Below are 19229 nucleotides of genomic sequence, written 5' to 3'. Positions count from 1 at the left end.
TAGCATGACATGGGCCTTTTCAAGGAGCCCGACATGCCCACTGCGCACCCCAGGGCCGCGCGCGCACCCGCGGCCGGAAAAGCCAAGCCGCAACCCGCCGGCGCGCGCCGCTATTGCGCCCAGCCGATCCAGACGGTGCGCCAGTTCGACAGCGGCGTCTCGGCGGGCCGGGCCGCCGCCATACTGGCCGCGAGCAAGAAGTGGGTGAACGGCACGCAGCTCACCTACTACTGCTACAAGCGCGGCGATACGGTGCCTGCCGCCTGGCTCGGCAACAGTGCCGACACCGAGGCGGTGGAGGAATCCTTCGAGACCTGGGCCAAGCTCGGGATCGGCATCTCCTTCCGGCGCGTCGAGACGGCCGAGGACGCGGCCGTGCGCATCGGCTTCGACCCGCAGGACGGATCCTGGTCCTACGTGGGACGCGACCTGCTGACGGTGCGCGACCCGCTGCAGCGCACCATGAACTTCGGCTGGCCGTTGAACACCGACTACGGCCGCGACACCGCCCTGCACGAGATCGGCCACACGCTGGGCCTGGAGCACGAGCACCAGAACCCCCATGCCGGCATCACCTGGAACCGTCAGGCGGTGCTCGACTACTTCTCGGGCCCGCCGAACAACTGGCACGAGCAGCAGATCGAGTGGAACATCCTGCGCAAGATCCCGACCACCGAAGTCAAGGGCACGACCTGGGACCCCGACTCCGTCATGGAATACCAGTTCGAGCCTGGCCTGATCGACGCCCCCGCGCAGTACCGCAACGGTCTGGTGCCCAAGGGCGGCCTTTCCTACGCCGACAAGGCCTGGGTGGTGGAGTCCTATCCGGGCGTGCGCGCGCCGGCCACGGGCACGCTGAAGGTGGGCCTGTCGCAGTTGCTCAAGCTCAAGGCCGGCGAGACCCGCAACTTCGAGTTCACGCCGCCGCGCACGCGGACCTACAGCATCGGCACCTTCGGCACCTCCGACACGGTGCTGGTGCTGTTCGAGGTCACGTCGACGGGCAATGTGCAGATCGCGGGCAACGACGACAGCGGCACCGACCTGAATGCGCGCGTGAGCATGCGCCTGCAGAAGGGTCGGCGCTACCTGGTGGGCGTGCGCCTCTACTACGCCGACGCGGCCCTCGAGACCTCGCTGATGGCCTGGTGAGCCGGAGGGCATCGAGGCCTCGCCTACAATGGCGGCTGACGGGCCTCCCCGCATGGTGAAGTGGCCAACCGGGTCAGGTGGGGAACCAAGCAGCCCTAACTGCGTAGCCAGTGCCGGGGGTAAGGCTCGTCAACCTCACATCAAAAGCAAAAAGCCGCGCTGTCCAGCGCGGCTTTTTTGTTCGGCCATCCAGTCGCGGCCCCGCTCATGCCGAGATCTTGAAACGCTCCAGCTTCGCCAGCAGGGTCTGCGCCAACGCCACCGTCTTGTGCTCCATGTTCGCCACGTGATAGCAGCCCAGTGCACGCCCCTCATAGCTGATGGCTGCCACCGGGAAATGGGTGCCGAGCGCGGTCGCCGCATCGTGCAGGCACTCCGCGATGGAGCGCAGCCCCTGCCGCACGTACCGATCGTCCGCGTTGCCGGTGCTGACGCTGTAGTTGAAGTACCTGTCTCTGATTTTCTTGATGTCGACGTGCGGATACATGGATGGGGGCCGCCTCAGGGCAACCCGCGATTGTCTTAGCCCGTGCAAACAAATGCACTTCAGCCAGAAGTATTCAATTTCATGATTCCGTACGCGGTGGGCGCAGCCGTCGCAGCACCCCCTGCGCAGCCACCACGCCGCTGGCCATGGAGGCCGTCAGCAGGTAGCCCCCCGTGGGCGCCTCCCAGTCGAGCATCTCGCCGGCACAGAACACGCCGGGCAGCGCCATGCTCATCAGGTGGGAATCGAGCGCCTCGAAGCGCACGCCACCGGCGCTGCTGATCGCCTCGTCGATGGGCCGTGCCGCCACCAGCCTGAGCGGCAGCGCCTTGATGGTGCGGGCCAGCGTCTCCGGCTCGTGCATCTGTTCGCGGGTCAACACCTCGTGGAGCACCGCGGTCTTGATGCCTTCCAGCCCGAGGCGGCTCTTGAGATGGCTGGCCACCGAGCGGGCGCCGCGCGGATGCAGCACCGCGGCATGCACCTGCTCGGCACTGCGGTCCGGCAGCAGGTCCAGCCAGAGCGTGGCGCTGCCCTCCGCAACGATCTGGTCGCGCAGGAGCGCGGAGGCCGCATAGACCAGGCTGCCTTCGATGCCAGTGGCCGTCGCGACGAACTCGCCCTTGCGCGCGAAGCGCCCGCCCTGCGCATCGGCCGCGGAGACCGCGACCGACTTGAAGGGCTTGCCGGCGAAGCGCTCGGCGAAGTACGGCGTCCAGCCGATGTCGAAGCCGCAGTTGGCCGGCAGCAGCGGCGCCACGGCCACGCCGCGCGCAACCAGCCAGGGCACCCAGGCGCCGTCGGAGCCCAACCGCGGCCAGCTCGCACCGCCGAGGGCCAGGACGGTGGCCTCGGGCTCGATCTCCACCTTGCCTTCAGGTGAGGCAAAGCGCAGGGCGCCCGCATCGGACCAGCCGAGCCAGCGATGGCGCATGTGAAAGTGCACGCCGGCCTCGCGCAGCCGATGCATCCACGCGCGCAGCAGCGGCGCGGCCTTCATGTCGGTGGGGAACACGCGGCCCGAGGTGCCGACGAAGGTCTGGATGCCGAGGCCGTGCACCCACGCGCACAGCGCCTCGGGACCGAAGGCGCGCAGCAGCGGCTCGATCTGCGCGCTCCGTTTGCCGAAACGGCCGGCGAAGCGCTCGAAGGGCTCCGAATGCGTGAGGTTCAGCCCGCCGCGGCCGGCCAGCAGGAACTTGCGCCCGACCGAGGGCATGGCGTCGTAGAGGTGCACCGCCACCCCCCGCGCGCTCAGCACCTCGGCGGCCATCAGGCCTGCCGGGCCGCCACCGACGACGGCGATCACGGGATCATTCGCGCTCATTCGACATCCACCAGTTGGCCCTGGCCCGTCAGGAAGGCCGCGCGCACCGTTGCGCCGGGATGGGCCTGCCGCACGGCCTCGCAGTAACGCTGCAGTTGCGCGATCAGCGTGTCATCGCGTTCCGGCCGGCCGGCCGACTTGTAGTCGAGCACCCACCAGACACCGCTGGCGCGATGCTGCACCAGGCGATCGATGCGCAGCACCTCGCCGCCGTGGACCAGCGTGACCTCGTTGCCCTGCCAGGCCAGCGCTTCCGCTTCCCAGGCCCAGGCACCCGCCCCGGCGCGGATGCGCTGCGCCATCGCGGCCGCGACTTTCGCCGCGGCGGCGTCGAGCCCGAACTCGCGGCCCGCGGCGCGCACATGGGACTGCGGCAGCGTCGCGCCCGGCCGGGCCCATTCGAGCAGCCTGTGCATGGCCTGGCCCAGCGCCGAGGCGCGCGTGTCGGCGCGCGGCGCCGTGCGCTTCGGCGTCGCGGCCGGCTCAAGCAGCACCGGCAGCTCGAGCATGCGAAAGCGAGGCGGCAACAACGACGGCTGCGCGGGCAGCGCGCGGGGCGCGGCCCCATCGTGCGCGACATCGATCGGCTCGCAACGCGCCTCCAGCCGCGCCCACCAGCTCCGGGCGCTGGGCCTGGCGGCCGGCACGGCCGACAGTACCAGCTCCTGCCGCGCACGCGTGGTGGCCACGTAGAGCGCGTTGATCTCCTCGCGCAGCCGCGCGGCCTGTTCCTCGGCCAGGTCGTCGGTGGTGCAGGCGGGAGGGTTCTTCTCGCTGGCCATGAACACGAAGCGCTCGGGCGCCGCAGCCTGGCCCGGCCACTTGACGAGCACGCCCATGGTCTGCGCGCGCTGGGCCGGCGCGTCGGTGTCCAGCATGAGCACCAGCTCAGCCTCCAGGCCCTTGGCGCCATGCACGGTCAGCAGCTGCACCGCGTCGACGGCCGCGACCGAGGGCGCACGGCTGCCGCCCCGGCGCAACGCACGCACGAAGGCATAGGGCGTCGCGAAGCGCGCGCCGTCGAGCTCAAGCGACGCGGCCATCAACCCGCGCAGGTTGGCGAGCACGCCTTCGCGCAATGCCGCGGGCGCGGCGGCCGCAAAGCGCCGCAGCACGTCCCCGTCGTGGTAGATCGCGCTCAGCGCATCGTGCGGTGGCCAGTCGGCCAGCCAGTGTTGCCACTGTCGCAGGCGCGCGCCGATGCCCGCCAGCGGCGCAGGCAGGTCGGGCACCTGCAGCAGCTCGAACCAGCTCGCATGGTGCTCGCGCTGACGCAGTGCCAGTTGCACCAGCGCCTCGTCGGGCAGATCGAACAGCGGCGAGCGCAGCGCCTGGGCGAGGGAGAGATCGTGGTCGGGCGAGACCAGCACGTCGATCAGGGCCACCAGGTCCTGCACCTCCGGCGCATCGTGCAGATCGTTCTTCTCGGGCTGCTGTACCGCGATGTGCAGACGGCGCAACTCGTCCTGCAGCGCCGTCAGCCGGCTGCGGCGCCGGGCCAGGACCATGATGCGGCTGGGCGCGAGCCCCCCGGCGATGCGTTGGGCAATCCAGCGCGCGGCCTGCTCGCATTCCTTCTGCAGCAGGCGCTGCTCGGGCAGCAGGCGCGGCGTGACCAGGCTGTCGCGCCAGAGCAGCACGCCCTCCTCGTTCGGATGGTCGGCCTGCTCCTGCGCGGCGATGGCGTCGCGCGGGATCGGTGGCAGCTTGCGCACGCGGCCGGCCGCGCGAGATTCGGTGGTGTGATCGCGGAAGCCGCTGAACTCGCCGGCCTGCTGCGCCTCGTCCATCGCGGCATTGACCAGGCCGACGACCGCCTGCGCGTTGCGGTGCGTGTGGTCGCAATTGAGCAGGTCGCCGCCCAGCCCCTGCTGCACGAACTGCTTGGCGGCGATGAAGACCTGCGGCTCGGCGCGCCGGAAGCGGTAGATGCTCTGCTTCGGATCGCCGACGATGAACACCCCCGGGCGCCGTCCACCCGCGCCGGCATAGCCGGAGAGCCAGCCGTGCAGGGCCTGCCACTGCAGCGGGTTGGTGTCCTGGAACTCGTCGATCAGCAGGTGGCGCACGCGCGCGTCCAGCCGCTCCTGCACCCAGCCCCAGAGCTCCGAGCGGCCGAGCAGCAGGTGCGCGGCCTGCTCCACGTCGTTCATGTCGACCCAGCCGTTAGCGGCCTTGACCTCGGCGAAGCAGCGGACCAGCAGGCGCGTCAGGCGCGCCATGCGCTGCTGGTAGAGCCAGGCCGCATGCTGCGCGCGCGCTTCGCCGTACTGCTGCACGCGCTGCTGGGCAGCGCGTACGTCCTCCAGGCCGACGAGCTTTTCGCTGAACTTGCGCCAGTCGCCCTTCTGCGTCAGCAGCGCGTGGACCACGCCGGCGGCGCGGCCCTCGGTCACGGCCCGCTCGAGGTCCGCGCCCCGTTGGGAGAAGGTGGGTGCGTCCGCGCGTCCCAGTGCGCGGGCGGCGGCCAGCAGCGTGCGGCGGGATGCGGGGTCGTGCAGCAGCACGTCCTCCGCCGAGTCGGCGCCGGCGAAGGCGGGATAGAACTCACCCATCGGCACCACCGCGTCGTCGACGGCGCCGCGCGCATCGGCCAGCGCGAACTCGACGCGGCGCGTGAGCGCCTCATCCAGCGCCTTGGCGGTCTGCGAGCGCCCGTGGTCGGCGACCAGCGCGCGGTAGTCGGACTGGGCCTGCGGGTCGTCGGCCACGGCAGCGAAAAAGGGGCGCCAGACACGCGCACGCGCCTCGGCATCGTCCTCGAGCAATTGGTAACTGGCCGGCAGGCGCAGGCGCTCGAGCACCGCGACAGGCGCGCTGCGCAACAGGCCTGCGAACCACGCATGGAAGGTCCGGAACTGCACAGGCCGCCCGCTCACCAGCAGCTCGCGGTAGAGGCCCTGCAAGCGTGGCGCCTTCGCCTCGGCGGACGCGCGGTCCATGCCGCGCATCACCAGCTCGGGCACGAGGGCCTCGACGGGCTTGGCCGCAAAGGATTCCAGCCACTGGTCGAGGCGCTCGCGCATCTCGCCGGCCGCCTTCTTGGTGAAGGTGATGGCGAGGATCTCGTGCGGCGCGCAGGCGCCTTCGCCTTCTTCCAGCAGCGCGCGAAGGATGCGCGAGACCAGCATCCAGGTCTTGCCGGCACCGGCACAGGCTTCCACCGCCACCGAGCGGCGCGGGTCACAGGCGATGGCGTAGAAGCGCTCACGCGCGACGGCGGCACCGTTGTGCTCGTAGGCCGGATCCCGCTTCGGCGCTTCTCCGGCCGCCACCGAGCCACCCCAAGGCGGCCGGGCCTCTCCCTCGGGCGGTGGCTTTTCACGCCCTCCGGGCGTGAAAAGCCCGGAGGCCTCATCACTCCAGAAATCCTTGCGGCACAGGCCGCGGGCCGCGCAGTGCTCGCATGCAGGGCCCTCGCCCAGGGCCGGCAGCGCCGTGCCGCGTCCGATGCGCGCGAGGTCATTCATCACCCCGGCCACCAGCGCGTCGCGCGCGGCCACCACGTCGGGCTGCTCGACGGTGCGCGTGCCGGAGGCTTTCTCGCCGACGTTGACGTAGGCCGCGCGCAGGTTGTCGTCGGGAAACAGCGCGGCATAGAAGGCGAGCTGCGTGTCCTCGGTCGGGTCCTTGACGCGCTCCTTCGTCTTCTCGACGGACTCGGTCTTGTAGTCGATCACATAGGCGCGGCCGTCGGCCACTGCATCGACGCGGTCGAGCCGGCCGACCAGGGTCACGCTGCCCAGCGGCAGCTCCTTCCAGGGCTCGGACTCGACGAACACCGCGCCCTCCTCGCGCTCGTGCGTGGCCAGCCAATCCAGGTAGCCGTCACGCACCGCGGGCCAGGCCGCGGCGAAGGGCATGAACTCGGCCTCGGACAGGCCGAACTCGCGGGTGGCCGCCTGCTCGGCGACGGCCATGAGCGCCAGGCGCGCCGCGTGCTCCGCACCGGGCTCTTCGCGGAGGGCCTCGTGAAAGTGGCCGAGCACCGCATGCAGCCAGTTGCCGAAGTCGCGCTTGTCGACCTCGGCATCGAGTTCGTCGCGGCCGCGCAGGCCGAGCTGGCGAAGCGCGAAGAAGCGGTAGGGGCAGCGGCGCAGGTCCTCGTAGGCGGTGGAGGACAGCCGGGTGGGCACCAGCTCGGCCCCACGCGGCTGCGGGCGGGGTGTCGCCTGGACGTCCACCTCGACCGCCGTCCGCGGGTCTGCCGCCTCGGTGGTTGCGTGCTCCAGCTGCAGCATCTGCAGCAAGGCGCTGGGGCGCACCGGCTCGCCGCTGGCATCGGCATGGCGCCACAGCAGGTCGAGCCGCGGCGCGCACAGGGCCACGGCCCAGGCGGCGCGCTGGGCCGCCTGCAGCGACTCGCGCGGGGGCAGCGCCAGGGCCAGGCGCTGGGCCGGCGTCCAGTCGCCGGGCGGCTCGGGCGAGGCGGGCAGGCGCTGGTCGTCGCAGCCCGGCAGCACGACGGCGCCGAAGGCCCGGCCCAGCAACTGGTGCAGCGGCAGCACCACCACCCGGGGCGCTTCCTCGTCCGAGGGCAGGCGCACGCTGGCTGCCTCAAGCACGTCGCGCACCCAGGCGCCGAACTCCGCGAGCGTGCAGCGCGGCCCGCGGACCGCCGCCTCCTCTTCGGCATCGAGGTAGAGCGCCGCGAGCACCTCGGCGCCAACCACGTCGGCCTGCAGCGCGCGCCACTGGCCGCCGGCCTCGAGCAGCGTGCGCGTCGCGCTCAGCCACTCGGCAAGGGGCCTGGCGCGGGCCAGCGAGGTGCGCAGCGCTTCGATCTCGCCGGTGAAGCCGAGCAGATCCTGGTCGCGCGGCTGCTCGCTGGCCGAGACGAAGGCACACCAGCCCCGCCAGTCGCGCATGCCGCGCTCGCGCAGGCGCGCCTCCAGCGCACGCACCGCACGGCCATCGAGGGCGCCGGCGCCCTTGAGCCAGTCCAGCACCTGGTCGCTGGAAGCGTCATGGGCACAGGCGCGCAGGGCACTCATCAGCGTGGCGGCGGCACGGGTGGTGGAGAGCTTCCAGCCGGTCTCGTCGCGCGGCTGTACGCCGTGGGCACTCAGCTGCGCGCTGATGCGGCGCGTGAGCGCGCGGTCCGTCGCCACCAGCGCCACCGGAGCGCGCCCCTCGGCCAGATGCTGCAGCACGCAGGCTGCGGCGCGCTGGGCCTCGTCTTCCGGATCGGCGCAAGGATGCAGGGCCGCGGTGCAAGCGGGCGCGGCCGGCGTCGCGAGCGGCAGCCGGAGCACGCGCTCGCCGAACAGGGCCGCGAGCCGGTTGGCGAGCGGATCGCTCTGCAGGCCTTCGAGCAGCACCAGGTGGTCGGCGCCATCCAGCGCGGCGCCACCGAGCAGCAGGTCGGTGGCATACGCGGAATTGGCTGCCCAGGCCAGTGCCACGCCATTGAGGGCACTCTCCGTGTCGAACCACTCCGAGCCCTTGCCGGCCACAAGCGCCTCGCGCACCCGCCCAGCCCAGGCAGGACGCTCGTCCGGATGCTCGGCCGCGGCCAGCGGCGCCAGCTGCAGGGCGATCTCGACCAGGCGCCCTGTCAGTGCGCTGCGCGCGCCGCCCAAGCCCGCGCGGGCCAGCAGCGACTGCGCGGTCAACAGGTCTTGCGCCATGTCGAAGGCGATGTCGTCGGCTGCGGGCGTGAAGCCTCCCACGCTGCGCGCCCAGTTGCGCGTGGTCTCGAAGCGGGGTGCGAAGCCGGGTGCGCCGCAGGCCGCCCACATGGTGCGCGCCACCTGCATCAACTGCGCATAGGGCACCAGCACCACGGCGCGCGCCGGATGCAGCCCGCGCCCGGCCAGCAGGCGCGCGATGCGGGCGACCAGGCCCTCGGCCGGGTCGCACCAGAGCGCGTGGGCAGGATGAAGTTCGGGGGGGATCATCGAGGCTTGTTGTAGGGCTTTGGCTATCGGGGCCATAGCGTGCGGGCCGACCACGCCATCACTTGGTTTCTGTCACAATGGCCCGCACTTTAGCTGCACCATCATCCAGCAAAGAAGGACCCATCCCATGGCCAGCGAACTCATCAAACACATCTCCGATTCCTCATTCGAAGCCGACGTGCTCCAGTCCGGCAAGCCCGTGCTCGTGGACTACTGGGCCGAGTGGTGCGGTCCCTGCAAGATGATCGCCCCCATCCTGGACGAAGTCTCGGCCACCTACGAAGGCAAGCTGCAGATCGCCAAGATGAACGTCGATGAGAACCGCGACATCCCCGCCAAGTTCGGCATTCGCGGCATCCCGACGCTGATGCTGTTCAAGGACGGCCAGCTGGCGGCGACCAAGGTCGGCGCGATGAGCAAGGCGCAGCTCACCGCCTTCATCGACCAGCAGCTCGCCTGAGCTCCATGCCCCGGGGCTGCCGGCGTGCAATGCGCTGGCAGCTCTTCTCGCTTTTCCTGTCATAATCTTCACAGTTCACCGGCCCTTCTTTCTGGCAGCCGGTTCGAGTTCCCCGGTTTGTGAGGCCTCCTCGCCTCTTCCCAAACCTCCCCCCTGGTTCTTTCCGACAGTTTCCCCGCAAGGGGTTGTTCCATGCACTTAAACGAACTCAAGGCACTCCACGTGTCTGAAGTCTTCAAGCAGGCTGAAGCACTGGAGATCGAGAACACCGGCCGCATGCGCAAGCAGGAGCTGATGTTCGCCATCATCAAGAAGCGTGCGAAGGCGGGCGAGCAGGTCTTCGCCGACGGCGTGCTCGAGATCCTGCCGGACGGCTTCGGCTTCCTGCGCAGCCCCGACACCAGCTTCACCGCCAGCACGGACGACATCTACATCTCGCCCAGCCAGGTGCGCCGCTTCAACCTGCACACTGGCGACCTGATCGAGGGCGAGGTGCGCATCCCCAAGGATGGCGAGCGCTACTTCGCGCTGACCAAGCTGGACAAGGTCAACGGCGGTGCGCCCGAGGCGAACAAGCACAAGGTGATGTTCGAGAACCTCACGCCGCTGTTCCCCAAGGAGCTGATGCGCCTGGAGCGCGACAACTTCAAGGGCGAAGAGAACATCACCGGGCGGATCATCGACATCATCGCCCCCATCGGCAAGGGCCAGCGCGCCCTGCTGGTGGCGCCGCCCAAGAGCGGCAAGACGGTGATGATGCAGCACATGGCGCACGCCATCAGCGCCAACTATCCAGAGGTCCACATGATGGTGCTGCTCGTCGACGAGCGGCCCGAGGAAGTGACCGAGATGCAGCGCACGGTGAAGGGCGAGGTCATCGCCTCCACCTTCGACGAACCAGCGGCGCGTCACGTGCACGTGGCCGAGATGGTGATCGAGCGCGCCAAGCGCCTGGTCGAGCTCAAGAAGGACGTGGTGATCCTGCTCGACTCGATCACCCGCCTGGCCCGTGCTTACAACAACGTCGTGCCCTCCTCGGGCAAGGTGCTGACCGGCGGCGTGGATTCCAACGCGCTGCAGCGGCCCAAGCGCTTCCTCGGCGCGGCGCGCAACGTGGAGGAAGGCGGCTCGCTGACCATCATCGGCACCGCGCTGATCGACACCGGCAGTCGCATGGACGAAGTGATCTTCGAGGAGTTCAAGGGGACCGGCAACTCCGAAATCCACCTCGACCGCCGCCTCTACGAGAAGCGCGTGTTCCCCTCGATCCAGCTCAACCGCAGCGGCACCCGCCGCGAAGAATTGCTGCTGCCGCCCGAGATCCTGCAGAAGACCCGCATCCTGCGCCAGCTCATGTACAACATGGACGAGATCGAGGCGATGGAGCTGATGCTCAAGAACATGAAGGCGACGAAGACCAATGTCGAGTTCTTCGACATGATGCGCCGCGGGGGATAAGGCTCACCCCCAGGCTCCCCCACTTCGTGTGGTCCGCCAACCCCCTCACCGGGGGCAACACCAGCGGCCCGGCAAAGCCGGTTCCGCGGTGTTCCCCGAACGGGCTTCGTTGCGCTTGCCTAGCTAGAATTCTTCAGCGCGCGAGGAGTGCGCGGCCTTCATCCGCACTTTGGCGGCCGAGGTCCAGCAACTCCATGAGCTCCACGGCCTGCTCGGGCGGCACAGGGTTCGGACCCTGGCCCAGGATTGCGTCGCGCACGGCGGCGTAGTAGGCCACGTAGTTGCCGGCCTGCGTCGGAAGTTTGCGCACCCGGAACCGACCGTCGTCCGTGGCCATCATGAGCTCTCCTTCCAGCGCATCGGCACCCCATCCCTCGCCGCCTGGCCGCTGGCCCGCACGCAGGGCGTCTTCCTGCGGATCCACGCCTCGCTTGATGTAGCTGCCGCGCGTGCCATGCACGATGTAGCGCGGCGCGGCATGGGCGGCCAGCGTGGTCGCATGCAGCACGACGCGCAGCGGCGCATGCATGCCGGTTTCGTAGCGCAGCACGGCATGGAAGTAATCCTCCACCAGCGCTCCGTCCCGCAGGAGCGCGCTGTCGAGCTGCAGCGTGTCGGGCCGGCCGAAGAGCTGCACCGCCTGGTCCAGCAGATGCGAACCCAGGTCCACCCACAGACCCGCACCCGGCACCGGCTGTTCGCGCCAACGCTCGCGCACCTGCGGCCGATAGCGGTCGAAATGGGATTCGAGGTAGACCGGGCGGCCCAGTTCGCCACTGGCCAGCAATGCCTTGAGCGTCAGGAAATCCGAGTCGAAGCGCCGGTTCTGGTAGACCGACAACAGCCTTCCCTGCCGCTGCGACAGCACCGCGAGTTCGCGGGCTTGGGCCGCATCGAGGGTGAAGGGCTTGTCGACCACGACATGCTTGCCGGCGGCCAGGGCGTCCCGGGCCACCGGGTGGTGCTGCGCGTTGGGGGTGGCCACCACGACCAGATCGATATCGTCGCGCCCCAGCAGCGCCGTCAGATCGGGGACCACGTCCACGCCCGGCCACTCCGCGTGGACCTTGTGCGGCTGCGAACTGGCCACTGCCCCCAACTGGAGGCCTGGAACGGCCGAAAGCACCGGTGCATGAAAGGTCTGGCCGGCAAAGCCGAAGCCGACCAGGCCGGCGCGCAGGGGGCGTGAATTCATGGGATGAACGGCGCTGGCGCCCAAAGCGGCCAGTATGCGATAATTGAAAGCTTCGCGAAAAGTGCGGCCTGGCGCCCTGCCAGCCGAGCCGGGATGTCCCGGTTCAAGTCCATGGCTGCCGTGGCTCTCGCATCGACCAAGGAAACACCCATGAAAGAAGGCATTCACCCGAACTACCGCGAGGTCCTGTTCGTCGACCTGTCGAACGGCTTCAAGTTCGTCACCCGTTCCTGCGTGAACACCAAGGAAACCGGCAAGACCGACGACGGCCGCGAGCTGCCGCTCTTCAAGCTCGACACCTCGAGCGAGTCGCACCCCTTCTACACTGGCACCCAGAAGTCGGTGGACAACATGGGCGGCCGCGTCGAGAGGTTCCGCAACCGCTTCGGCAAGACCGGCGGTGCCGCCTCCAAGTAAGGCAGGCGCTTCCGAGTCGAGGGCAGCCCGGTTTACCGCGCTGCCCTTTTTGTTTTAGCCCTCCCCAGCCCCGACACAGCTCCCGTTGAACCAGCCGACGCCAGCCATCGTTGCCCAGAGCGCCGTGCGCCGTCTGCCGCGCGTCGCGCTGATCCTGCTGTGCGCGGCCTATCTGATGCCCGGGCTGCTGGGGCGCGGCCCCTGGAAGAGCGCCGACATCGCGGCCTTCGGCTACATGGCCGAACTGGCCCACTCCACCGACGGCCTGGCGCGCTGGCTGGACCCGATGCTGCTGGGCCTGCGGCCCGAGACCCCGGCGCTGATTCCCTATTGGATCGGCGCCTGGGCCATCAAGATCGCGCCGGCCTGGGTCCACCCCGACCTGGCGGTGCGCATCGCGTTCGCGCTGCTGCTATGGGGCACATTCGCCGCCACCTGGTACGCGGTGTACTACCTGGCCCGCACCACCCAGGCGCAGCCGGTCGCCTTCGCCTTCGGCGGCGAGGCGCGCCCTACCGATTACGCCCGCGCCATCGCCGACGGCGCCCTGCTGGCGCTGATCGCCAGCCTGGGCTTGGCCCAGCTCGGCCACGAGACCACGCCGGCGCTGGCCCAACTTTTTTTCGCCTCGCAGCTGTTCTACGGCGTGGCAGCCCTGCCCTACCGTCGCCTCGGCCCGCTCGTCGCGCTGGCAGTCGGCGCCAGCGGCATGACGCTCAGCGGCGGCCCCACCGTCGGTCTGGCACTGGGCACCGGCTGCTTCGTCTTTCTCGCAATGGACCGCCGCCGGCGCACACAGGAGCAGGTGGACGAGGAGCCCGGCTATTCCGCCGCCGCCATCGGTGCGATCTTCGGCGCCACCCTGCTGGCCGGCCTGCTGGCGGCCTGGCTCGGCCTGCTGCAATGGAAGATCGAGCTGCCCGGCAGCCAGCCCGGCGAGACCGTGCGCGCCGCATTGCGCAGCCAGGCCAAGCTGCTGCTGTGGTTCACCTGGCCCGCCTGGCCCCTGGCGGTGTGGACCCTCTGGCGCTGGCGCCGGCAGCTGACGGCGCGCCATGTCGCGCTGCCCCTGTGGTTCGCGCTGGTGCCGCTGGCAGCCACCTGGACCACCAGCTTCTCCGAACGCTCGCTGCTGCTGGCCCTGCCGGCCTTCGCGACACTGGCCGCGTTCGCGCTCCCCACCTTCCGGCGCAGCGTGGCGGCACTGATCGACTGGTTCACCCTGCTCTTCTTCAGTGGCACCGCGATCCTGATCTGGGTGATCTGGATTGCCATGCAGACCGGCTTTCCGGCCAAGACAGCCTCCAACGTGGCGAAGCTGGCACCTGGCTTCGTGCCGCATTTCTCCATCACTGCCCTGGTGTTCGCCATCGTGGCCACCCTGGCCTGGGCCTGGCTGGTGCGCTGGCGCACCGGCCGGCACCGCGCGGCGTTGTGGAAGACCCTGGTGCTGCCGGGCGGCGGCGCGGCCCTGTGCTGGATGCTGCTGATGACGCTGTGGCTGCCGGTCCTGGACTACGCGCGCAGCTACGCACCCCAGGTGCGCACGATCGTCGAGCGCGTCGGCCAGCCCACGTGCATGTCCGAGCTGGCACTCAGCCGGCCGCACATCGCGGCGCTGCGCCACCATGGCCAGATCAACCTGCAGCCCCTGCTGGACGGTCCCAGCTGTCCCTGGCTGGTGGTGAGCCCCGAGGCCATCGGGCGCCTGCACACGCTCGTCAACCTCGAAGGCTGGCGCCTGATCGGCACCCTGCGCCGCCCCACCAGTCCCAGCGACGACCTGCTGCTCTACCAAAGAACCCGGCCTTGACCAGCGAGCGGCGGATCATCGCCAGGCACGCGGGGACGGTCCTGGCAGGCCAGTTGGCCGTGATGGCTTTCAGTGTCACCGACGCCATCGTGGCAGGCCGCTATGCCGAGGGCGCGCTGGCAGCGCTGTCGGTGGGCTCCGCCATCTACGTCAGCGTCTACGTCGCGTTGATGGGAATGATGCAGGCCCTGCTGCCGGTCTGGGCCGAGCTGCACGGCGCGCAGCGCACGGCCGAGGTCGGCGGTTCGGTGCGGCAGTCGCTTTATCTCTGCCTGCTGGCCATGGGCCTGGGCATGGCGATCCTGCTCTTCCCCGCGCCGCTGCTGCGCTGGGCCGAGGTACCGCAGGCCATGCGCGCCGACGTCGAGGCCTACCTGCGGGTGCTCGCCTTCGCCCTGCCGCCCACGCTGCTGTTTCGCCTGTTCAGCACCCTCAACCAGAGCCTGGGCCGGCCGCAGCTCGTGACCTGGCTGCAGATGGGCTCGCTGCTGCCAAAGCTGCCCCTGACGATCTGGTTCGCCTTCGGCGGTGCCGGCCTTCCGGCGCTGGGCCTGGTGGGCTGCGGCTGGGCCACCCTGGCCGTGAACTGGACTCTGCTCGGCTGTGCGATCTGGCTGTTGCGCAGCCAGCCGTTCTACCGCACCTACCGCCTGTGGCAGCGCATCGAGGCACCCGACTGGCAACAGCTCGGCCAGTTCGCGCGGCTGGGCATTCCGGCGGGTCTCGCGGTACTGGTGGAGGTCACCTCCTTCACGCTGATGGCTCTCTTCATCGCGCGCCTGGGCACCGCCGCCACCGCGGCCCATCAGATCGCCGCGAACCTCACGGCTGTCGCCTACATGGCGCCGCTGTCGCTGTCCATCGCGACCAGCGCGCGGGTGAGCTTCTGGCTCGGCGCCGGCGACGCCACGCTCGCTCGCCGCGCCTGCGCCAGGGGCTTCGAGCTGGCGATCCTCTGCGCCCTGCTGTTCGGGACGGCCATGGCCCTCTTGCGCGAGCCGCTGGCGGCCATCTACTCCGACAACCCCACGGTCGTGGCGCTCGGTGCCACGCTGCTCCTGGCGACCGCCGGCTACCACGTCGCCGACGCGGTGCAGACGCTGTGCGTCTTCCTGCTGCGCTGCTACCGCGTGACGGTGATGCCGCTGGTGCTGTACTGCACCCTGCTGTGGGGTGTAGGACTGGGCGGCAGCTACTTGCTGGCCTACCGCGGCATCGGCCCCTGGCCGGCCATGCAGTCGCCTCTCGCCTTCTGGCTCATGAGCACCCTGGCGCTCACGCTTGCCGCGGTGCTGCTGGTGCTGCTGCTGCTCGCCACGCTCAGGCGGCGGCGACGCTCAGCTGCGGTGCTTGCCGCAGGCGCGTGACTGGGAAGACCAGCGCGAAGCGCGAGCCCTTGCCGACGACGCTCTCGATGCGCAACTCGGCGCCGTGCCGCTGCGCCACGTGCTTCACGATCGCCAGCCCGAGGCCAGTGCCGCCGGTCTCGCGAGAGCGGCTGCGGTCGATGCGGTAGAAGCGCTCGGTCAGCCGCGGAATGTGCTCGGCCGCGATGCCGGGGCCGCTGTCGCGCACCGCGTATTCGCCGCGGCCGTCCGGCAGCAGGCGCCAGGTCACCGCCACCTCGCCGCCGCCGGGGGTGTAGCGGATGGCGTTGCTGAGCAGGTTGGACATCGCGCTCTGCAACTCGGTGGCCGCGCCGGCGACCTCGGAATCGGTCTCCAGCGAGAAGCTCAGCCGGTGCCCCTGCGCGTTCAGACGGGCCGAGAGGCCGCGGCCCTCGTCCTCGCACTGCGCCATCAGCGCGCGCATGCGGGTCCAGCGGTTCGCGGGCGGCGCGGCGCTGCCTTCCAGGCGCGACAGTGTCAGCAGGTCGTTGACCAGCGTCTCCATGCGGTGCGACTGCTGGCTCATCAGCGCGAGGTAGCGGGAGCGCTCCTGCGCATCCAGCGGCAGGTTCTGCAGGGTCTCGACAAAGCCGGCCAGCACGGTGAGCGGCGTGCGGATCTCGTGCGAGACGTTGGCGACGAAGTCGCGCCGCATCGCCTCGGCCTGCTCCAGCAAGGTGATGTCGCGCGTGAGCAGCATGCGGCGATTGCCGGCATAGGGATGCACCTGCACCGACAGCCGCATCGGTTGGCCGCGGTGCCCGTGGATCTTCGACGGCGCATCGATCACCACGTCGCGGCTGTAGTTCCAGGACGCCAGGTAAGCCACGAAGGCGGGATCGCGCACGAGGTTCGACAGGTGCTGCAGCAAATCGCGTTCGGCATCGATACCGAACTGGCCAGCCGCGGTCTGGTTGCACCACTCGATGCGGCCCTGCTCGTCCAGCAGCACCACGCCGTTGGGCGAGGCCTGGATGGCGGCCAGGAACTCCTGCAGCCGGTCCTCGGCCTGCCGGGCCTGCTGCTCGCGCGTGCGCAACAGCTTACGGATGCGCTCGGCCATCTCGCCCCAGACACCTGGGCCGCGCGACGGCAGCCCGGCGGCATCGTTGCGCAGCACATGCAGCAGCCGCTGGGCGCGCCAGGCATCGAGGCACAGCCACACCACCACGCCGAGCCAGGCGCCCAGCCACAGGTAGTGCAGCCCGAACACGGCCGAGACGAGCGCCCCTCCAACGCAGGAGGCGATCAGGAAAGTAGCGATACGAAACGGCATGCCCACCCATTGTGCCGCCGGGTCACCGGCGGCGCGCACCTCACACCGCGACCTGGGCGGTCAGCCTGTAGCCTGCGCCGCGCACCGTCTCGACCATCGGCGCCGCCGGGCCGAGCGACTCGCGCAGGCGCTTGACGTGCACGTCGACCGTGCGCTCCTCGATGTAGACATGGTCACCCCAGACCTTGTCCAGCAGCTGCGCGCGGCTGTGCACGCGCTCTGCATGCTGCATCAGGTAGCCGAGCAGCTTGAACTCGGTGGGGCCCACCTTCAGCGGCGCGCCCTGCCAGGTCACGCGGTGGGTGGCGGTGTCCAGGGCCAGCTCGCCGATCTCGACCCGCTCGGTCACCACCTCAGGCGCGCGGCGGCGCAGTACGGCGCGGATGCGGGCCAGCAGTTCCTGCGTGGAGAAAGGCTTGGTGATGTAGTCGTCCGCCCCCGCGTCCAGCCCGGCGACCTTGTCGGGCTCGTCGCCGCGCGCCGTCAGCATCAGGATGGGCATGGTCTTGGTGCGCGGGTCCTTGCGCCAGTGGCGCGCGAGCTGCAGGCCGCTCTGGCCGGGCAGCATCCAGTCGAGCAGCACGAGATCGGGCAGGAAGGCATCGATCTCGCGCTGCGCCGAGTCGCCGTCCTCGGCCCAGATCGGCTCGAAGCCGTTGTGGCGCAGGTTGACGGCAATCAGTTCGGCGATCGAGGACTCGTCTTCGACGATCAGGACGCGGGGTTTCTTCATTCAACAAGGGCCTTCATGATTTCTTTCCAGCAAACACCGCGGAACCGGCTTTGCCGGGCCGCTGGTGTTGCCCCCGGTGAGGGGGTTGGCGGAGCGACACGAAGTGCGCGTAGCCTGGGGGAGAGCTCATTGCAATGCGGATTCGATGTCCTGCATCGAGGTGTGCCGGACGTCGGCGCCCTTGACGATGTAGATGATGAACTCCGCGATGTTCTTCGCATGATCGCCGATGCGCTCGATCGCCTTGGCCAGGAACAGCAGGTCCAGGCTGGCCGAGATGGTCCGCGGGTCTTCCATCATGTAGGTGACCAGCTTGCGCACGAAGCCGTCGAACTCCTTGTCGATCAGGTCGTCGTCCTTGAGGATCGACAACGCAGCAGCCGTGTCCAGACGCGCGAAGGCGTCGAGCGCCTTGCGCAGCAGGCCAGAGGCCAGGTCGGCGGCGATGCGCAGCTCGGTGGACGGCAGCGCCCGCGCCGAGCCGCTCTCGATGATCGACTTGACCATGCGCGCGATCTTGTTGGCCTCGTCGCCCACGCGCTCCAGATTGGCGGTGGTCTTGGAGATGGCGATCAGGAGGCGCAGGTCGCGCGCGGTCGGCTGGCGCCGCGCGATGATCGACGACAGCTCGCGGTCGATCTCGATCTCCATCGCATTGACGCGCGTCTCGGTCTCGATCACCCGGTCTGCCGCGTCCGTGTCGAACTGCGCCAACGCATATACGGCCTGGCTGATCTGGGACTCGACCATGCCGCCGAGCTCCATCACGCGAGATGAGACCGTGTTGAGTTCGCTGTCGAACTGGCTGGAGAGGTGTTTTTCGGTCATGTCGCCCCTTTCAGCCGAAACGGCCGGTGATGTAGTCCTCGGTTTCCTTGCGCTTCGGCTTGAAGAATAGCTCTTCGGTAGCGCCGAATTCGATCAGGTCTCCCAGGTACATGTAGGCGGTGTAGTCGCTGCAACGCGCCGCCTGCTGCATGTTGTGGGTCACGATGACCACGGTGTATTCGTTCTTCAGTTCGGCGATCAGTTCCTCGATCTTCGCCGTCGAGATCGGGTCAAGCGCCGAGCAGGGCTCGTCGAGCAGGAGCACCTCGGGCTTGATCGCGATGCCACGGGCGATGCACAGGCGCTGCTGCTGGCCGCCGGAGAGGCCCGAACCGCTCTGCTGCAGCTTGTCCCGCACTTCGGTCCACAGCGCCGCCTTCTTGAGTGCCCATTCGACGCGGTCGTCCATCTCGGACGCGCTCAGGTTTTCGAACAGCTTCACGCCGAAGGCGATGTTGTCGTAGATCGACATCGGGAAGGGCGTGGGCTTCTGGAACACCATGCCGACCTTGGCGCGGATCAGCGCCACGTCCTGCTTGGAGGTCAGCAGGTTCTCGCCGTCCAGCGCAATCACGCCCTCGGCGCGCTGCTCGGGATAGAGCTCGAACATGCGGTTGAAGGTGCGCAGCAGGGTGGACTTGCCGCAGCCCGAGGGGCCGATGAAGGCCGTGACCTTGTTCTCGGGAATCTCGAGGTTGATGCCCTTGAGCGCGTGGAACTTGCCGTAGTAGAAGTTCAGGTCCTTGACCGAGATCTTCGCGCGGGCCGGTTGTGCGACGGTGGTGTTTGCCATGA

The 19229-nt window shown here is 69.4% G+C and carries 14 protein-coding genes, 1 other RNA gene and 1 pseudogene; 7 read left to right on the top strand and 9 right to left on the bottom strand.

Annotated features, from left to right (window positions below):
- Positions 1 to 33 precede the first annotated feature (33 nt).
- Both A8M77_RS09285 and ffs read left to right on the top strand, forming a co-directional pair.
- Positions 34 to 1152, top strand: a complete 1119-nt coding sequence (locus tag A8M77_RS09285; protein WP_158100901.1) for a M12 family metallopeptidase — start codon at positions 34 to 36, stop codon at positions 1150 to 1152.
- Positions 1153 to 1189: 37 nt separating this feature from the next.
- An RNA gene (gene ffs, locus A8M77_RS09280) (signal recognition particle sRNA small type) lies at positions 1190 to 1286 on the top strand.
- Positions 1287 to 1357: 71 nt separating this feature from the next.
- Here ffs and A8M77_RS09275 read toward each other — a convergent pair.
- The 4 genes and pseudogenes from A8M77_RS09275 to A8M77_RS36780 form a co-directional block, all read right to left on the bottom strand.
- Positions 1358 to 1639 (bottom strand): hypothetical protein, encoded by a 282-nt coding sequence (locus A8M77_RS09275; protein ID WP_086921263.1) that lies wholly within the window; start codon positions 1637 to 1639, stop codon positions 1358 to 1360.
- Positions 1640 to 1718: 79 nt separating this feature from the next.
- Positions 1719 to 2966 carry a TIGR03862 family flavoprotein gene (locus tag A8M77_RS09270; protein WP_086921262.1) on the bottom strand — a complete coding sequence of 416 codons (1248 nt, stop codon included), beginning with the start codon at positions 2964 to 2966 and terminating at the stop codon, positions 1719 to 1721.
- Positions 2963 to 6241, bottom strand: a complete 3279-nt coding sequence (locus A8M77_RS09265) for a UvrD-helicase domain-containing protein (RefSeq protein ID WP_086921379.1) — start codon at positions 6239 to 6241, stop codon at positions 2963 to 2965. Before A8M77_RS09265 ends, A8M77_RS09270 begins: the two co-directional genes overlap by 4 nt.
- 111 nt (positions 6242 to 6352) lie before the next feature.
- Positions 6353 to 7207, bottom strand: a pseudogene (locus A8M77_RS36780) (RecB family exonuclease); the annotation flags it as partial.
- A gap of 1786 nt (positions 7208 to 8993) precedes the next feature.
- Here A8M77_RS36780 and trxA point away from each other — a divergent pair.
- Together trxA and rho are read left to right on the top strand one after the other, a co-directional pair.
- Positions 8994 to 9326: a thioredoxin TrxA gene (gene trxA, locus A8M77_RS09255; RefSeq protein WP_086921261.1), complete on the top strand. Its 333-nt coding sequence runs from the start codon at positions 8994 to 8996 to the stop codon at positions 9324 to 9326.
- A 192-nt stretch (positions 9327 to 9518) separates the two neighbouring features.
- Entirely contained in the window at positions 9519 to 10784 is a 1266-nt protein-coding gene (rho, locus tag A8M77_RS09250) for a transcription termination factor Rho (protein WP_086921260.1), read from the top strand.
- Positions 10785 to 10917: 133 nt separating this feature from the next.
- On the opposite strand, the gene A8M77_RS09245 is transcribed toward rho, so the two are convergent.
- Positions 10918 to 11979, bottom strand: a complete 1062-nt coding sequence (locus tag A8M77_RS09245) for an oxidoreductase (protein ID WP_086921259.1) — start codon at positions 11977 to 11979, stop codon at positions 10918 to 10920.
- 150 nt (positions 11980 to 12129) lie between these two features.
- Between A8M77_RS09245 and A8M77_RS09240 the strand changes: the two genes are divergently transcribed.
- The 3 genes from A8M77_RS09240 to A8M77_RS09230 all read left to right on the top strand — a co-directional run bounded on the left by A8M77_RS09240 (position 12130) and on the right by A8M77_RS09230 (position 15576).
- Positions 12130 to 12396, top strand: a complete 267-nt coding sequence (locus A8M77_RS09240) for a type B 50S ribosomal protein L31 (RefSeq protein WP_086921258.1) — start codon at positions 12130 to 12132, stop codon at positions 12394 to 12396.
- An 85-nt stretch (positions 12397 to 12481) separates the two neighbouring features.
- Positions 12482 to 14209 carry a hypothetical protein gene (locus A8M77_RS09235; RefSeq protein ID WP_086921257.1) on the top strand — a complete coding sequence of 576 codons (1728 nt, stop codon included), beginning with the start codon at positions 12482 to 12484 and terminating at the stop codon, positions 14207 to 14209.
- Entirely contained in the window at positions 14206 to 15576 is a 1371-nt protein-coding gene (locus A8M77_RS09230) for an MATE family efflux transporter (protein ID WP_086921256.1), read from the top strand. Before A8M77_RS09235 ends, A8M77_RS09230 begins: the two co-directional genes overlap by 4 nt.
- On the opposite strand, the gene phoR is transcribed toward A8M77_RS09230, so the two are convergent.
- The 4 genes from phoR to pstB all read right to left on the bottom strand — a co-directional run bounded on the left by phoR (position 15530) and on the right by pstB (position 19227).
- Positions 15530 to 16873, bottom strand: a complete 1344-nt coding sequence (gene phoR, locus A8M77_RS09225; protein ID WP_086921378.1) for a phosphate regulon sensor histidine kinase PhoR — start codon at positions 16871 to 16873, stop codon at positions 15530 to 15532. The two genes, A8M77_RS09230 and phoR, sit on opposite strands and share 47 nt — an antisense overlap.
- A gap of 40 nt (positions 16874 to 16913) precedes the next feature.
- On the bottom strand, positions 16914 to 17606 hold the full coding sequence (gene phoB / locus A8M77_RS09220; RefSeq protein WP_086921255.1) for a phosphate regulon transcriptional regulator PhoB: 693 nt from the start codon (positions 17604 to 17606) through the stop codon (positions 16914 to 16916).
- A 126-nt stretch (positions 17607 to 17732) separates the two neighbouring features.
- Entirely contained in the window at positions 17733 to 18434 is a 702-nt protein-coding gene (phoU, locus tag A8M77_RS09210; protein ID WP_086921254.1) for a phosphate signaling complex protein PhoU, read from the bottom strand.
- A 10-nt stretch (positions 18435 to 18444) separates the two neighbouring features.
- A complete protein-coding gene (pstB, locus tag A8M77_RS09205) occupies positions 18445 to 19227 on the bottom strand; it encodes a phosphate ABC transporter ATP-binding protein PstB (RefSeq protein WP_086921253.1) in 783 nt (260 codons plus the stop codon).
- Between the last annotated feature and the right edge of the window lie 2 nt (positions 19228 to 19229).

Origin of the sequence: Variovorax sp. JS1663, from assembly GCF_002157355.1 — a bacterium.
GTDB lineage: Bacteria > Pseudomonadota > Gammaproteobacteria > Burkholderiales > Burkholderiaceae_C > Variovorax.
Note: the sequence above shows the minus strand (reverse complement) of the source record. Positions and strands in the feature narration are given on the sequence as shown.

Excerpts from the sequence above, each read along its gene's own strand:
- phoR (WP_086921378.1), bottom strand. The coding sequence starts at position 16,873 with ATGCCGTTTCGTATCGCTACTTTCCTGATCGCCTCCTGCGTTGGAGGG.
- phoU (WP_086921254.1), bottom strand. The coding sequence starts at position 18,434 with ATGACCGAAAAACACCTCTCCAGCCAGTTCGACAGCGAACTCAACACG.
- A8M77_RS09270 (WP_086921262.1), bottom strand. The coding sequence starts at position 2,966 with ATGAGCGCGAATGATCCCGTGATCGCCGTCGTCGGTGGCGGCCCGGCA.
- pstB (WP_086921253.1), bottom strand. The coding sequence starts at position 19,227 with ATGGCAAACACCACCGTCGCACAACCGGCCCGCGCGAAGATCTCGGTC.
- A8M77_RS09240 (WP_086921258.1), top strand. The coding sequence starts at position 12,130 with ATGAAAGAAGGCATTCACCCGAACTACCGCGAGGTCCTGTTCGTCGAC.
- A8M77_RS09275 (WP_086921263.1), bottom strand. The coding sequence starts at position 1,639 with ATGTATCCGCACGTCGACATCAAGAAAATCAGAGACAGGTACTTCAAC.
- rho (WP_086921260.1), top strand. The coding sequence starts at position 9,519 with ATGCACTTAAACGAACTCAAGGCACTCCACGTGTCTGAAGTCTTCAAG.
- A8M77_RS09245 (WP_086921259.1), bottom strand. The coding sequence starts at position 11,979 with ATGAATTCACGCCCCCTGCGCGCCGGCCTGGTCGGCTTCGGCTTTGCC.
- phoB (WP_086921255.1), bottom strand. The coding sequence starts at position 17,606 with ATGAAGAAACCCCGCGTCCTGATCGTCGAAGACGAGTCCTCGATCGCC.
- A8M77_RS09285 (WP_158100901.1), top strand. The coding sequence starts at position 34 with ATGCCCACTGCGCACCCCAGGGCCGCGCGCGCACCCGCGGCCGGAAAA.
- trxA (WP_086921261.1), top strand. The coding sequence starts at position 8,994 with ATGGCCAGCGAACTCATCAAACACATCTCCGATTCCTCATTCGAAGCC.